Source organism: Corynebacterium pseudopelargi (assembly GCF_003814005.1).
GTDB lineage: Bacteria > Actinomycetota > Actinomycetes > Mycobacteriales > Mycobacteriaceae > Corynebacterium > Corynebacterium pseudopelargi.
On record NZ_CP033898.1, the window covers coordinates 2168601 to 2182256 of the forward strand.

At 59.4% G+C, this 13656-nt stretch carries 17 protein-coding genes; 4 read left to right on the top strand and 13 right to left on the bottom strand.

Annotated elements, in window-relative coordinates; all coding sequences use genetic code 11:
- Positions 1-9: 9 nt before the first annotated feature.
- The 4 genes from CPPEL_RS10190 to ssd are packed head-to-tail and all read right to left on the bottom strand — an operon-like array spanning position 10 to position 3590.
- The gene (locus CPPEL_RS10190; RefSeq protein ID WP_123961021.1) at positions 10-651 is read right to left on the bottom strand and encodes a type II secretion system F family protein; all 642 of its coding nucleotides are present in this window, start codon (positions 649-651) and stop codon (positions 10-12) included.
- Positions 648-1427 carry a type II secretion system F family protein gene (locus CPPEL_RS10195; protein ID WP_123961022.1) on the bottom strand — a complete coding sequence of 260 codons (780 nt, stop codon included), beginning with the start codon at positions 1425-1427 and terminating at the stop codon, positions 648-650. Before CPPEL_RS10195 ends, CPPEL_RS10190 begins: the two co-directional genes overlap by 4 nt.
- Positions 1424-2551, bottom strand: a complete 1128-nt coding sequence (locus CPPEL_RS10200; RefSeq protein ID WP_123961023.1) for a TadA family conjugal transfer-associated ATPase — start codon at positions 2549-2551, stop codon at positions 1424-1426. The genes CPPEL_RS10195 and CPPEL_RS10200 overlap by 4 nt, the downstream gene beginning before the upstream one ends.
- The gene (ssd, locus tag CPPEL_RS10205; protein WP_123961024.1) at positions 2544-3590 is read right to left on the bottom strand and encodes a septum site-determining protein Ssd; all 1047 of its coding nucleotides are present in this window, start codon (positions 3588-3590) and stop codon (positions 2544-2546) included. Before ssd ends, CPPEL_RS10200 begins: the two co-directional genes overlap by 8 nt.
- 197 nt (positions 3591-3787) lie before the next feature.
- Here ssd and CPPEL_RS10210 point away from each other — a divergent pair, with 197 nt between their 5' ends.
- Entirely contained in the window at positions 3788-4702 is a 915-nt protein-coding gene (locus CPPEL_RS10210; protein WP_425453826.1) for an HAD family hydrolase, read from the top strand.
- Positions 4703-4741: 39 nt separating this feature from the next.
- Here the strand turns inward: CPPEL_RS10210 and CPPEL_RS10215 are convergent, their stop codons facing one another.
- Positions 4742-5416: a hypothetical protein gene (locus tag CPPEL_RS10215; RefSeq protein WP_245990438.1), complete on the bottom strand. Its 675-nt coding sequence runs from the start codon at positions 5414-5416 to the stop codon at positions 4742-4744.
- 112 nt (positions 5417-5528) lie between these two features.
- Here CPPEL_RS10215 and CPPEL_RS10220 point away from each other — a divergent pair, with 112 nt between their 5' ends.
- Both CPPEL_RS10220 and CPPEL_RS10225 read left to right on the top strand, forming a co-directional pair.
- Positions 5529-6029, top strand: a complete 501-nt coding sequence (locus CPPEL_RS10220; RefSeq protein ID WP_123961025.1) for a phage holin family protein — start codon at positions 5529-5531, stop codon at positions 6027-6029.
- 142 nt (positions 6030-6171) lie between these two features.
- Entirely contained in the window at positions 6172-7155 is a 984-nt protein-coding gene (locus tag CPPEL_RS10225; RefSeq protein WP_245990440.1) for an alpha/beta hydrolase, read from the top strand.
- 23 nt (positions 7156-7178) lie between these two features.
- Here the strand turns inward: CPPEL_RS10225 and CPPEL_RS10230 are convergent, their stop codons facing one another.
- Genes CPPEL_RS10230 through nth form a run of 4 tightly spaced genes read right to left on the bottom strand, consistent with a single transcriptional unit; the run spans position 7179 to position 10489 of the window.
- On the bottom strand, positions 7179-8372 hold the full coding sequence (locus CPPEL_RS10230; protein WP_123961026.1) for a MarP family serine protease: 1194 nt from the start codon (positions 8370-8372) through the stop codon (positions 7179-7181).
- Positions 8369-9154 carry an NUDIX hydrolase gene (locus tag CPPEL_RS10235; RefSeq protein WP_123961027.1) on the bottom strand — a complete coding sequence of 262 codons (786 nt, stop codon included), beginning with the start codon at positions 9152-9154 and terminating at the stop codon, positions 8369-8371. The genes CPPEL_RS10230 and CPPEL_RS10235 overlap by 4 nt, the downstream gene beginning before the upstream one ends.
- Positions 9151-9723, bottom strand: a complete 573-nt coding sequence (locus CPPEL_RS10240) for a TlpA family protein disulfide reductase (RefSeq protein WP_245990442.1) — start codon at positions 9721-9723, stop codon at positions 9151-9153. Before CPPEL_RS10240 ends, CPPEL_RS10235 begins: the two co-directional genes overlap by 4 nt.
- 4 nt (positions 9724-9727) lie before the next feature.
- Complete coding sequence (gene nth, locus CPPEL_RS10245; RefSeq protein ID WP_123961028.1) at positions 9728-10489, bottom strand: endonuclease III; 762 nt, start codon at positions 10487-10489, stop codon at positions 9728-9730.
- A gap of 429 nt (positions 10490-10918) precedes the next feature.
- On the opposite strand from nth, the gene glxR reads away from it, so the two are divergent.
- Positions 10919-11602: a CRP-like cAMP-activated global transcriptional regulator GlxR gene (glxR, locus tag CPPEL_RS10250; protein WP_123961029.1), complete on the top strand. Its 684-nt coding sequence runs from the start codon at positions 10919-10921 to the stop codon at positions 11600-11602.
- 62 nt (positions 11603-11664) lie between these two features.
- Here glxR and CPPEL_RS10255 read toward each other — a convergent pair whose 3' ends face one another.
- The 4 genes from CPPEL_RS10255 to CPPEL_RS10270 all read right to left on the bottom strand — a co-directional run bounded on the left by CPPEL_RS10255 (position 11665) and on the right by CPPEL_RS10270 (position 13626).
- Positions 11665-12498 (bottom strand): MBL fold metallo-hydrolase, encoded by an 834-nt coding sequence (locus tag CPPEL_RS10255; protein WP_425453795.1) that lies wholly within the window; start codon positions 12496-12498, stop codon positions 11665-11667.
- 125 nt (positions 12499-12623) lie between these two features.
- Positions 12624-13088, bottom strand: coding sequence for a RidA family protein (locus tag CPPEL_RS10260; protein ID WP_123961031.1), 465 nt, complete (start codon positions 13086-13088; stop codon positions 12624-12626).
- Positions 13085-13243 (bottom strand): Sp36 family protein, encoded by a 159-nt coding sequence (sp36, locus tag CPPEL_RS10265; RefSeq protein WP_164470327.1) that lies wholly within the window; start codon positions 13241-13243, stop codon positions 13085-13087. The genes CPPEL_RS10260 and sp36 overlap by 4 nt, the downstream gene beginning before the upstream one ends.
- Positions 13244-13278: 35 nt before the next feature.
- Positions 13279-13626 carry a WhiB family transcriptional regulator gene (locus CPPEL_RS10270; protein WP_277750509.1) on the bottom strand — a complete coding sequence of 116 codons (348 nt, stop codon included), beginning with the start codon at positions 13624-13626 and terminating at the stop codon, positions 13279-13281.
- Positions 13627-13656 lie beyond the last annotated feature (30 nt).

Below are 13656 nucleotides of genomic sequence, written 5' to 3' on the forward strand. Positions count from 1 at the left end.
AGGAGCTGCTTAGTGGTTGTTCAAGATCTCGCTTGCCAGCGCCAACAGCACTGGGGCAAGCCCAAGGGTGAAGAATGCGGGTAGAAAACACAGGGTGAGTGGTAGTGCGATCAGCACTCCTGCACGCTCGGCGGCGGCAGTGGCGTGTGCTTTGGCTCCGGCGCGAAGCTGCTGGGCAATACTGCTTAAGCCCGGTTCCATCGACGCCCCGGTGCGCGCGGAGGCATGTGCCACGGTGGTGACTTCTTCTAGGCCTTTAAGGCCTGCCAGTGGTGCCCACGCTTGTTGGGCACTCATGCCTAGAGCCAGCATGCTGGCGGTGCGCATCCACGCCTGTGTGCTTCCCCGGGCGCTTCCCTGCGTGCTGCCCTGTGTGCTACCGCGCGTACTTCCCTGCGTGGCAGCGTCTGCCACGGTGGCTACTGCCTGTTGGGGCGCAAGCCCGGCGCGCACACATGCAAGGTAGAGCTCGAGTTCTGCTGCTAGCTGCTCAGGCGGGATGGCGCTTCCGCGCAATTTTGTGCTGATGCGCAGCCACCAGGCGGGTGGTTCTCTTGGCCGCCGTTGCTGCCAGCTTTCAAGCCTTGGTGCGCTGTGGCTTCCGCTGATCCATAACGCGGCAGCACCGAGGAATGCGGCGAGCAAGATCATGGCGTTGCTCCTTGGATAATCTTGTTCGACCACCACGCCCCAGCGCTGAGCAAGCTAACGCCGATCAGCAGCAGTAGATTGCCTAGGGCATTGCCAAGCAGCACGCTTGGCACATTGACCCCCATTGCGCTTCCAAGCAGCATGCCCACAAGGGGCAGCAGGCTTAAGATGATCGCGGTGGCTTTTGGCCCTTGAAGTGCGGCGTTGGTGCTGCGTGTGCGCTCAAGCCTGGCTCGGAGTTGGCGGTGGGATTGTTCTAATAAAGGCGCAAGGGCCACGCCGTGTTCCTCGGCAATCATCCAGTAGCGTGCGATAGGTGCCAGGGCTGGGTAGTGCTGCGCCATGGCATGCAGTTGTGCGCCTGGTTGGGCGCCACTGCGAGTGGCCCTGGCAGCACTGGCGAAGGCCGCCGCGATGCCGCTTTCGCGTTCCTGCTCGGCGGCATGCGCTAGGGCCGTGGCTGGGTCTGCACCCACACGCAACTCTGTGCTGATGGTGTGCACGATCGCTGCAATGCTCGCCTCTTCGCGGCGCTGTTTGCGAAGCGCTGCAGTATCGCGCCAGATGCGAAGCCCAACTAGCACGGCAATGGCGAAGCTGATAAGCACCAGTGCGTGGCGAAACAGCACCGCCAACGCCACAAGCCCTGCGGCAATAAGGACTGTGCGAACTGCGCGGGTTGTACGGCCTTGTGCCGCCTGACGTATGCGGCGAGCAGGCGAAGGGCCATAACAGGCAATGGCCCCGGCAACACTTGCCATGCTTAACAGGCTCATAGGGTGCTCCAATCCACCTGGCAGGGCGTTTCTTGGCGGGCATCCCACAGCACTGCTACTTCCACGGGATTGCCTTGAAGGATGCCGATTTGGTGCAGGCTTCTGCCTTCGGCGGTGCGCTTCATGGCCAGCACCACTGGTGCTGCGGCGCTGAGTTGGGAGTGCAGCGCGTGTTGATCTAAGCCACCCAGCGCCCCGAGTGCTTCAAGGCGTGCTGGGACTTCTTCTACGGTGTTGGCGTGCACGGTGCCTGCACAGCCGTCGTGGCCGGTGTTCAAAGCGGCCAGGAGATCTACTACTTCTGCGCCTCTGATTTCTCCTAACACAATGCGATCGGGGCGCATCCTGAGCGCTTGGCGCAAAAGTTGTTCCATGCGCACCTCACCTCTGCCCTCGGTGTTGTGGGTTTTGCTGACCAAAGACACAAAGTGTGGGTGGTCTGGGCGAAGCTCTGCAGTATCTTCGATGCCGATGATGCGCTCACGGGGATCAACCTGGGCAAGTAGCGCGCCAAGCAGGGTGGTTTTGCCGCTGCCGGTGCCGCCGATAATCAGCATGGATTTGCGTGCCTGAATTAACTGGCGCAAACAATCGGCCACCCCTGGCAAGAAAGTGCCGTGGGCCTCGAGTGCTTCCAGGCTCGTTGCGGCCTGGCGTAGCACTCTTAAAGAAAGGCAGGTGCCGGTTTCTGCGGGCGGGCTTAATACGGCATGCACTCTGAGAGCACTACCGTCTGCCCTTGGTAGGCGTGCGTCGCCGAAGCATTGGGCATCATCAAGCCTTCTACCCGCGGCTACCAGCAGCCTGGTGGCAAGGCGGCGCACCTCGGCGTCTTCGCTAAAGCGCACCTGTGATTTTTCTAGGCCTCGGCCGCGATCAAACCACACCCCGTGGCAGCCATGCACCAGCACATCGCTGACGCCCTCAATGGCTAAGACCTGCTCAAGCGGGCCTACACCGGTGGATTCATGGCGCAGGGTGCGCAACACATTGACTACATCCACGTTGCTGATCACCCCTCCAGATACCTCGCGCACCAAGGTGGCCAGGGTGGTTTCATCGGTGGTGGGTGCCTCAGCTAGTCGACGTTGGACTTCCTGGATCAGTGACGCATATTTACTCATAGCTGCCCCCGGCATGTGCGAGTGCATGAACAATGCTGCTTGCGACACGTTGCAGGGGTTTTGGTGGGCCATGCAGGCCCGCTAATTCCATGCGCTTGGCAAGGCCGCGAATCGTGGGTATTTCGGCCACGATCTCCACGCCAGCGATGGTGGCTGCTTCTTCTGCATCAATGCCAGACCATCCCCTGTGGCGCAATACTCCCACGGTGCGCACCCTGGCGTTGTGGCATTCTTCCTGCACTCTGGCCGCGCAGGCCGCACCACGGATTTCTGCGGGTATGAGCAGCACGCAGGCATCGGCATGATCGCGGGCGATGGTGGCTAATTCCGTGCCGATCCGGCAATCGACCACCACATGGCTTGCGCCGCGAAGCGAACCTAATACCCCGGCCAGTTGTTGGCCTTGAGGCGGTGCGCCACTGCGGCTATTGCTGAGCACCGAAACACCTTCGGGGCCTTGGATGAGTGCCTTTTGCAGCGCTTCTGCTGGCAGCGCCTGGGTATCGTTGCCCAGATCATTCCAGCGTAAGCCTGGTTCCGATTCCACCCCGAAGACTAAATCGGCGCCTGCAGAATATGGGTCGGCATCGACAAAGCAGGCGTCTTCTAAGCTCATGGCAATACTTGCCGCCAAGGTGGTCGTACCTGCCCCACCGGCGGTGCCGCATACGGCGATAAGGGCATAGTCACTCGGCGGTGTTGGATCGTCTCTGCCAAGCAGGGCAAGTAATTCTGGGGCTTGGGCCGGTAACAACATCGCGGCTTCGGCGTGAATATTCATGGCTAATTGCCAGTCCACCGGGCCTGGATCATTGGCTAAGAGCACAATGGTGTTGGCGTTCACGCTCGCTACGTGCCCTGCGGTGGTGGCATCGACTAACACGGCAGCGGCTTTTGCTGCGTGGCGTGCAATTTCTCTTGGGTCGGTGGTGGCTATAACCTCGCGGCCGGTGGCTGCCGCAACGTGGCTTGCCTCAGGATGCAAGGTTGGATCTGTAATGGCTATCAACACTGCTTGGCGGTAGTTTTGCCGGTTCATGTGCCCAAGTATCAAAGGCCTAAGACCTAAGCGCGAGGCAAGCCGGAATGGGCTGTGGATAACCCCGCCTCAAGATGAACGGCGGGTGCAAGGCTGTGGAAAACTTGCCCCTTAAGGCTCTTTGCGTCACATGCTTCACATGGCTGCTTGCCATAATTGGCCGGCTTGTGTGCGGCTAAGAAGATATGCTGAGACTCATTATGAGCATCCCTGGCCAGCCCCCGCAGCCGCCATCGCGGTCAACAGCGCGGTCAGCAACGCGGTCAGCACGGCCGGATGCCACCACCCCGCCAGATGCCACCACGCAGCCGGATACCAACACCCCCGCACAGCAGCACCGAATCGCGGCACTTTTCGATCTTGATAAAACGATCATCGCCACATCCTCTGCCCTGGCCTACGGCAAGGAATTTTTGCAATCCGGCCTGATCAGCCCCAGCGAGGCTTTGCAGATGAGCATGACCAAGGCCAGCTACATGCTCGGCGGGCACAATGCCCAGCAGCTCGACGCCACCAGGGATAAATTAAGCAAGCTCATCGTTGGTTGGGACCAGGCGCAGATCCAGGCGATCGCCAGCGAGACGATGCACAGCATCATTTGCCCCACCATTTATGCCGAGGCGCGCGCCTTGATTGAGCAGCATAAGGCCAAAGGCCACGAGGTGGTCATCATTTCTGCCTCGGCCAAAATTTTGGTGGAGCCGATTGCCCAGGAGCTTGGCATTGAGCATGTGATTGCCAGCGAGCTTGAGGTAAAAGACGGCAAGTTTACTGGCGAGCTGCTGTTTTATTGCAAGGGTGAGGCGAAGGCCAAGGCATTGGCCGCTAGGGCCGCAACCAGGGGTTATGACCTTTCGCGTTGTTTTGCGTATTCAGATTCCATCAGTGATGTGCCCATGCTGGAGGCGGTGGGGCATCCGGTGGTGGTTAATCCTGATCGGCAGTTGCGCAAGATCGCTGCCGAACGTGGTTGGCAGATGATGAGCTTTGATAATCCGGTGCCGCTTTTTACTATGCCCAGCAAGCGTGACATGACCATCAGCACAGGCTTGGCAGCGGCAGTGGCAGGCATTGCCGGTTTATGGTGGGCTTTTCGACGCCCCCGCGCCTAACCCCCACTCAATTACCCAGGCCTTAGCCATGTTCATTTTCTAGCCCTGTGCGGCTTGGGCGATCCCTTCAGCTTCTTCGGCCCCCTTGCTATAGGCCTGCAGGAATATACCAAGAAAATCGACCATGGCTTGCTCGGAGCCGAGGCTTGCTTGCGCTAGTGCTAGGTAGTGCTTGCGGTGGCGGTGCAGCCAGGTTTCTGGCACGCCTAGCCCTCGGGGATCAAAGCCATAACTGATCGCTGTGCACCTGCTTGCTACGAGTGCAACCACGATGGATCGAGGCCCAAATGCCTCGCTGGCAATAATCACGGCTTGCACGATTCCGGCGAGGATCGCGCCATCGGCAGGTGGGCGTTGCTGCAAGAGTGCAGCGAGTTGTTGTAGTTGGGGTGCGCTGCCTTGGCGTGGGCGCCCATCGCCGCCGGCGAGCACATCGATTTTGGCCAGTACTTGCAGTGGGGCACGCAGGAAGGTGCGGGTGGTTGTGTCCACCACATCGGGGGCAAGCACGCTATAGGCGGCGATGCACTGCTCAAGATCGATGCCGCTGCAGCGTTGCGCCATGGCCGCTCCTCGAACGGCGGACTCTGAGCTGGTGAGGGCGAATTTTCTTAAATTCACTGGCCTGCGATGCACCGCTTGAATTGCCTGATGTGCCTGCGTAAGTGCAGGCTCAAGATCAGGATGGGCGGCAAAATCTGCAAGATGAGGCATGGATCCCATTGTAGAAATAAGGCTCAACTTCGCTTTAAGCAGCGTTTCGTGGCACCATATTGAGTAACTACGTAGGCAAATACCCTAAGAACGATCGTGGAGGGACAATCCCGTGAGCAAGGACAGTGGTTTTTACACCGACAGCGCAGAGACGTTTCAGGCGCAGGTCAACTCCATTCCGCTAAGCGATGTTGATTCGGTGAGCAAGGATTCCATCGGCGGTTTGGTCAGCCAGGCCACCGCGCAGATGTCTTCGCTGTTCCGCTCCGAGGTTGAGTTGGCCAAAACCGAGTTGGCAGCCGAGGCTAAAAAGGGCGCCATCGGCGGTGGCCTGTTCGGTGTAGCCGGCACCCTGGCGCTGTATAGCTCCTTCTTCTTTTTCTTCTTCCTCGCCGAGCTGCTTTCCAAGTGGATGGATCGCTGGGCCGGATTCCTAATCGTCTTCTTGATCATGGTGGCCCTGGCAGCCATTCTCGCCCTCTTCGGCTACCGCAAGGTAAAGAAGATTGGCAAGCCGGAAAAGACCATCGAATCGGTAGGCGAGCTCAAGACGCTGGTTCCTGGCAAGGCTGAGGCCAACCAGGATGCAAAGACCCGCGGCATGTACAGCTAAGCCAGCCATGCTTTCCCACCCCGCGCCCACCAGGGCCGCGGGGTGTTGCCTTTGAATTTCCCCCTCACCTCTACTACTCCAGCCCTTATGCCCCACCGTGATTTTTTTGGTGGAGGCACCGGCGTATTCCAAGGAACATCTCTTGAGCCCGAGCCCATTGACTGCAAACCTCCCCAGTGCGCAGCAGCGCTTTAAGCGCAAGCTCTCACCAAAGGTGGTGGCCTTCGAGGGCGATTTCCAACACCAGATGCTGCACACCCGTGGTGTGCGCCTGCATGCTGCCACCGCTGGCGATCCAAGCGACCCCCTGGTGCTGCTATTGCACGATTCCTTCGGAGGCTGGTTTGATTTCCGCCACGTAATCGCCCCGCTGGCGCAGAAGGGCTTTCATGTTGCGGCGATTGATATGCGTGGCTATGGCATGTCGGATAAACCGCCGCAGGGCTACGCCCACCGCGAGGCGGTAGGCGATTTGTTGGGCTGCATTAGCACCCTTGGCCACAATCAAGCCCATGTGGTTGGCATTGGCGCAGGTGCCGCTATTGCTTGGCTGGCGGCAGCGCATGAACCACAGCGGATCAAAAGTCTGTGCACAGCAGGCAGTATTCACCCCCTGGATTTGCGCCGGGCGATCATCTCAAGCCCCTGGCACTTTAGCAACCTCTTGGCAATGACCAGCATGTTTCGTTTGCCCAAGGTGCTTTCGAGGATCTTTTGGGGCCACCGCGAACGCATCATTGCCAGGGATCTTCGCACTACTACGTCCCTGGACTATCAGCGCAGCGCCGCCTTTGAAGAAGAACTCCAGCTCCGCTTTACTGCCATGTCGATTCAATCCACGGCAACACCGGTGGCTAAAACGTCGCGCTATGTGGTCAATGTGCCCCCGGTGCGCTGGGCAACGGAGAAGGTGGGTGTTCCGGTGCGCATGTTCAGCGACGCCTCGGCGCTGTCTCGGGTGCTGGTGCGCCGCGGGGCAAAGCGCTGCGAATCGCGCTTTTCCACCGAACGCATCCCCGGTGCACGCCAACGGCCGCACCTGGAGCAGCCAGAGGCCTTCGTGCGAAGTATCAGCGCTTTTGCCCGCGAGGTAGAGCGCAACCTCAACGGGCACTCAACTCCCTAATGAAGCACTAGAAGCCCGCGGCCTTAGTGCGCCACGCACTCTTGGGTATCTACTGGCGTTTGCAGTGCGCCGATATCACCGATGGCTTCTTGTACTTGGCGCGCGGTGAGTGCGTAGCCAATATCGGATGAATCCACGGAGGCTCCGAACACGACGCCGAGGACGTTGCCGTTGGCGTCGACAAGCGGACCACCTGAATTGCCCTGGCGGATATTGCCTCGAACGGTATAGGCCTCGCGTTCCACGCGGCCACCGGCGTAGATATTGGGACCAGAGATGGTGATGCGATCATTGATCCTTGCAGGTGAGGCGGTATAAGGCCCGGACTGGGGGAAGCCAAGCACGATGGCATCATCGCCGGTTTGCGCAGGCTCTGGCGCCCACTGCAGTGCCGGCACGTCGAGTTCTTCGGTGGCAAGCACGGCAATATCCATCTCTGGGTTGTAGTAGACCACCTGCGCCTCTTTGAGCCCAAGCACCGTATCCAGGCTCACGGTTTGGGTGCCGGCCACCACGTGCGCATTGGTAATTACGTGCTGATTATCCACGGCAAAGCCTGAGCCCATGAGCGTGCGGGCGCATCGTTGAGACTCGCCAAGCACATGGATCACCGAGGGGCGCAAACGCCGCACGAGCTCTTCATCGCTGACCTGAATATCAGGAGCGTCCACCACGGGGCGATTGCCCTGGGTAAAGGGCGAGACTAACGGCGGCAAACCGGAGTCGTTGAGCATGGCCGAAATCTTCGAAGGCAGGCTCTTCACCGGCCCCGGAGCCATGCGATCTACCTGGGCCAGCACCTTCGATTCCTGCACCGCCTGCGGCAATTGGCCACGAAGCCCTGATGCAATGGGAATGGAAACAAGCCACACCACCAGCAGCGCTGCGGCAGTTTGGAAGCAGGCCCCAATCAGCGAATCAAGCCCACGCAGGCGCTTCCACAAAAAGCCATCGCGAAACGCAGCGCCAATGGCAGCACCTGCCATGTTGCCAATGCCCACCAATAACACCAACACGCCCAGGGCGAGAATAAAGCGCATGGCCTGGGAATCGCTGAGCTGCATGGCCAAGGGGGCGAGCACCGCGCCGCAAATCAATCCTGCGATCACGCCAATGGTAGAAAGCACCGATGAAACGGCACCTTGGCGCCACCCTGCAAAAAAGGCGATGAACAAGATGCCAATAATGACGATATCGACGATCAGCCCGAGGCTCACGCGTTGGGTTTCCTTTCGGTCAGATCCCCGACTGCCTCTTTGTTTCGGGAACGAGCCAGGGTTTCCACCAGATCGTAGTGCCTATCGCGGTCCCACTCTTTTTCCCATCCCGCCTGGGAGATGATGGCATCGAGCAAACCGCCAGTAAAACCCCAAATAATAAAGCCATTGAGGCGAAACGCCGGACCATGCCAACCACCGCGGGCGACGGTGAGCCTATTTTCTGGCGCCAAAAGCTCAGCCAAAGGCACACTAGCCACCGCATCGGCCTCACCTGGGTCTACTACCCCTACCGGGGAGGGGCTATGCCAGTGGGCAAGCACCGGGTGCACGGGGTAGCCGGTGGCGCGGATATGCACCTCGGGTAGCTGCGCTAATGGGCTTAAGCTGTGGCGATCAAGCCCGGTTTCCTCCCATGCCTCGCGCAGGGCGCAATCGACGGCATTGACGTCTTCTTTATCGCGCCTTCCGCCGGGGAAGGCCATTTGCCCTGAGTGCGAGCGCAGGCGCGGGGATCGGTGAGTAAGCAGCACGGCGGCATCATTGGGCAGTTCTGCTGAGGTTTCTGCCCCGGCAAGCAAGATCAGCACCGCCGCCTCACGCCGGTGATCAATGGCGGCATCGGGTTTTAATGCCTTGCGCAGGCGCGCATCGAGGTGGCCTTGGTCCACGTCGTGGACGAGCCCGCGCATCCACAGTGGGGCTCGCTCTGGTTGCAGCGTGATGTTTTCGCCCGGACTATCCGGGCGTAGCTTGGCTAGGCGGCTGGCATCTGGATTCATTGGCCACCCACGATAGCGTTGATCGCCGTGTTCAGCTCCGAAGCACTATGGAACACCTGGGCTTTTTGCCCGATGAGCTGGCCGTTTTGATCAAGCACCAAGGTAATTGGCACCACGTTTGGCAGCGAGTAGGTGGCCGCAAATTGCCCTTCGCCGTCTTGGTAGCTGGGCAGATCCAAGTTGAGATCATTAAGCAAAGCGGCACCATTGGCGGCATTGGGGTCTGCATGAACGCCCACCACCGCGTATTCGGGGTGCTCCTTGGCAAAGGCCTCAACAGCGGGAAGTTCCTCGCGGCACGGCCCACACCACCAGGCCCACACATTGACCACTGTGTACTTGGCCTGGCTCGGCGCGCTTTCTACTCCCGCCCCAAGGCACGGCAGCGGGGTGCCAAGGTCTACTTTGGGGCAGGTTGGTCGCTTGTCGACGCCCAACAGCTCGCCATTCGTGCTGCTTTCAGCGGCATCCTGTGTGGATTCTTCCCCCTGACCCATCTGGAGCAGGGCAAAGAGCAACGCCAGGATGCCAACGAAGACGACGATGGAAGTGATGATGGGTTTGCGCACGGTGTTACTTTGCTCCTTTATCGCTCATATCAGCCATTGCAATGAGGGCTTCGGCATCAGGGCCGCTTACTAAATCGGCTGCCTCTATCCCCGTCGGGCCAAGGCCATAGCTTGGGCACACCTTCTTTAATAGGCATGCACCGCACGCCGGTCTGCGTGAGTGGCACACGCGGCGGCCATGAAAGACGAGGCGATGAGAGTAGATGGTCCATTCTTTCTTAGGAATCATCGCAGCGATGGCGTGTTCTACCTTCACCGGGTCTTCTTCTGTGGTGAGTTCCCACCTTCGCACCAGCCTGCCAAAGTGCGTATCCACGGTCAGGCCTGGGTAATCAAAGGCGTTGCCGCGCACGCAGTGCGCTGTTTTTCGCCCCACCCCGGGAAGGGCGAGAAGGGCATCGAAATCTTCAGGCACTTGCCCATCGTGATCTGAGACAAGGCGCTGGGCCATGCCGATGATGTTGCGGGCTTTGGCCTTATAAAAGCCTGTTGAATGGATGAGTTCTTGTAACTCTGCTTCGTTGGCACCCGCGTAGGCCGCCGCGTTTGGGTAGCGGGCAAATAGTGCCGGAGTCACGGTATTGACGCGCGCGTCGGTGCACTGGGCCGACAAGATGGTGGCGACGGTGAGTTCGAGCGGGTTGCTGAAATTGAGTTCGCAGTGCGCATCTGGATAGGCCTGGGCGAGCATCCGGTTGATCTTGCGGGCACGCCGAGTTTTTGCAAGCGCTGAGTTGCTGCTTTTGTGGGGCGTTCGAGATGGCATGCCCACCACAATAGTTGCCAGGTCCACAGCTCAGTGCCGGTGTCCCCGGCCTGACGGGTTGCCCTCAAATGGGGGTAGGGGGTAGAAAAGAGGATAAAAGTCCACAGAATCACACATAAACGGACATAAACCCCAGGAGCGTCTAGACATTTCCCACATGTGACTGGGTGAAGTTGCACAAGTTCTAGGTGTTGCGAGCTGGCACACACTACCCCCGACGCAACAGCGAGTGGGCTGAAGATGTGACGATTCTAAATGAATGCGTGCAGACGTGACGAACCACATAGTAAGGTTACTCAAGAACAACAAGATAATGTCCGCTGTGTCACTGCCCCATTAGGCAAAAGAGCACAACTGACCACATCATGACGCCCACCGAGCATCGGGGTGCACCGCGCACCAGGCGTCGACGACATGAGGAGTACTTACGTGGAAGGTGTACAAGAGACCCTCTCCCGCGCCGGAATTTTCCAGGGAGTCGCCCCTGTGGCGGTGGAGAATCTGATCAAGGAGTTGGAGACGGTTCGCTTCCCCCGAGGCGCCACAATCTTCGAAGAGGGTGAACCAGGCGACCGCCTCTACATCATCACCTCTGGCAAAGTGAAGCTCGCCCGTCACGCACTCGATGGCCGCGAAAACCTGCTCACCGTGATGGGTCCTTCCGATATGTTCGGCGAGCTGTCCATCTTCGATCCAGGCCCGCGCACCTCTTCTGCCGTGTGCGTGACTGAGGTACACGCAGCCACCATGACCTCCACCATGCTGCACAAGTGGATCTCTGACTACCCCGAGATCTCCGAGCAGCTCCTGCGCATGCTGGCCCGCCGCCTGCGCCGCACCAACGCCTCGCTTGGCGACCTCATCTCCACCGATGTGCCAGGCCGTGTGGCAAAGGCCCTGCTGCAGCTTGCCAATCGCTTCGGCACCCAAGAAGGTGGCGCACTGCGCGTGAACCACGACCTCACCCAAGAAGAAATTGCCCAGCTCGTTGGCGCATCGCGTGAGACCGTGAACAAGGCGCTAGCCACCTTCGCGCACCGCAACTGGATTCGCCTCGAAGGCAAGTCGGTACTCATCATCGATACCGAGCACCTAGCCAAGCGCGCACGCTAATACAAGAAACACAAACGCTCCCGGCCTTGTTGCCGGGAGCGTTTGCTGTGTGGTCTGAAGCGTTATTGGGCGTCGAGATAGCGCAGGGCCACTCGGGTGGACTGCTCAGCAGCGCCACGGAGGACAGGATCAACGTCGTCATAGATGGCGTCGATAAGCTCCTTCAGGCTTGCATCCTCACCGAGTTCCTTGCGCGCCTGCACAATCTGATCCAAGCGCTGATGGCGACGATCAATGTACTTGCGGGCATAGGCAGCCAAGTTCTCACCATCGGGGCCATGCCCAGGCAGCAGGTGCACATCTTTGCCGCGGCGCTCTAAAAGATCGAGCGTGTCAAGGTACTGGCCAAGATCACCATCGGTTTCAGAGATCATGGTGGTGTGGCGCCCTGCAATGGTATCGCCCGTAGCGATGGCCTCCAGGGTGGATTCGTGCGGCTTGCCAGACCAGATAAAAAAGGACACAGAATCGGCGGTGTGGCCGGGGGTGGCAACCACCTCGATCTGCGGCGTCACGCCATCAACGGCAATGATCTCCCCATCGCGCAGCGGCTCGCCACCACCCATGCAATAGGCGGCATCGAAGGCGCGAACGGGGGCGCCGGTGAGCTGGCGGAAGCGCTCAGCACCATCGGCATGGTCATGGTGGCGGTGAGTGACAAGAATTAAGGCCACTTCATCGGCATAACGGTGCAAGACATTCAGGTGTCCTTCATCCGCAGGGCCGGGATCAATCACGATGGCGCGAGGATCCTCCTCGCCACGAATAATCCACGAGTTGGTACCTTCCAGTGACGCGTACCCCGGATTCGGGCAAAGAACCACGGAAGTGGACGGGGTCACCGGCCTCTGCTGACTGTAAGCGGGATGCTCCATAGGGTTTAGCTTAGGACACATCTATGACGCGCGACTAGTTCTTGGGGTGGAAGTGGCTCACCCCTCACCCTGACCCCGCGAAACGGAAAACTTTTCTTGGATCAAGCACCCAAACCGGCAGGATCGGGCACTACAACACTCCCCCGTTAAGGGGCGTCTACCTCGACCACCAGCTCAAGTTCCACCGGAGCATCCAAAGGAAGTTCAGCAACACCCACAGCGCTGCGGGCATGGGCACCAGCCTGGCCAAAGACCTGGCCAATCAATTCGCTTGCACCATTGATCACCCCAGGCTGGCCGCCGAAGTCACGCTCGGAAGCCACAAAACCTACGATCTTCAGCACGCGGGTGACGTGATCAATGCCCACCAAACTATCCACCGCAGCCAGCGCGTTCAGCACAGCCGTGCGGGCGTAATCCTTAGCATCCTCGGCGCTTACCTTCCCGCCCACCTTGCCGGTGGCGGGAAGTTTGCCATCAATAAAGGGCAGTTGCCCCGAAGTCCACACCTGATTGCCAACGCGCACCGCCGGAACATAGGCGGCAACCGGTGCTGCGACCTCCGGCAGGCTCAAGCCGAGTGCTGCGAGTTGCTCAGAAGGCTTGCTCATGCTTGCACCGGGCGCTTGAGGTAGGCCACCACATTTTCCGGGTTCGGCCCGGGCATCACTGCCACGAGCTCCCAGCCATCTTCACCCCAGGTATCGAGGATCTGCTTGGTGGCGTGAGTAATAAGAGGCACAGTTGCGTATTCCCATTTGTTCATAGGGCACATACTAATGCCAAGAAGCTCAAAGGCCTTTACAGCCCGACGGGCTCGCCTCCTTGAGCAAAGAATTCTGCCCAGTTATCCACGTGGGGGTTCTTGCGCAAAATGGCGCGACGTTGGCGCTCTGTAAGCCCGCCCCACACGCCGAATTCCACGCGATTATCCAAAGCATCGGCGCGGCACTGCATTAACACGGGGCAGCCATCGCAGATCGTGGCGGCCTGGCGCTGCTCAGCACCTCGCACGAATAGGGCATCTGGATCCACATGACGGCAAGTAGCTCTCATCACCCATTCACCCCGAGGGCTTGTTACATCCAATTCATTGGACTCGACCGCAAAGGGGTCACGCCTGGTTTCTTTGATCAACGAGGTGGTCACGTTGAACGCCTCCTGCCACACATTGGGGAC

What these genes read in the sequence shown, in the direction of transcription:
- CPPEL_RS10215 (WP_245990438.1), bottom strand. Translation starts at nt 5,416, where the DNA reads ATGCCTCATCTTGCAGATTTTGCCGCCCATCCTGATCTTGAGCCTGCA.
- CPPEL_RS10255 (WP_425453795.1), bottom strand. Translation starts at nt 12,498, where the DNA reads ATGTGTCCTAAGCTAAACCCTATGGAGCATCCCGCTTACAGTCAGCAG.
- sp36 (WP_164470327.1), bottom strand. Translation starts at nt 13,243, where the DNA reads ATGAACAAATGGGAATACGCAACTGTGCCTCTTATTACTCACGCCACC.
- CPPEL_RS10235 (WP_123961027.1), bottom strand. Translation starts at nt 9,154, where the DNA reads ATGAATCCAGATGCCAGCCGCCTAGCCAAGCTACGCCCGGATAGTCCG.
- CPPEL_RS10195 (WP_123961022.1), bottom strand. Translation starts at nt 1,427, where the DNA reads ATGAGCCTGTTAAGCATGGCAAGTGTTGCCGGGGCCATTGCCTGTTAT.
- nth (WP_123961028.1), bottom strand. Translation starts at nt 10,489, where the DNA reads ATGCCATCTCGAACGCCCCACAAAAGCAGCAACTCAGCGCTTGCAAAA.
- ssd (WP_123961024.1), bottom strand. Translation starts at nt 3,590, where the DNA reads ATGAACCGGCAAAACTACCGCCAAGCAGTGTTGATAGCCATTACAGAT.
- CPPEL_RS10190 (WP_123961021.1), bottom strand. Translation starts at nt 651, where the DNA reads ATGATCTTGCTCGCCGCATTCCTCGGTGCTGCCGCGTTATGGATCAGC.
- CPPEL_RS10200 (WP_123961023.1), bottom strand. Translation starts at nt 2,551, where the DNA reads ATGAGTAAATATGCGTCACTGATCCAGGAAGTCCAACGTCGACTAGCT.
- CPPEL_RS10260 (WP_123961031.1), bottom strand. Translation starts at nt 13,088, where the DNA reads ATGAGCAAGCCTTCTGAGCAACTCGCAGCACTCGGCTTGAGCCTGCCG.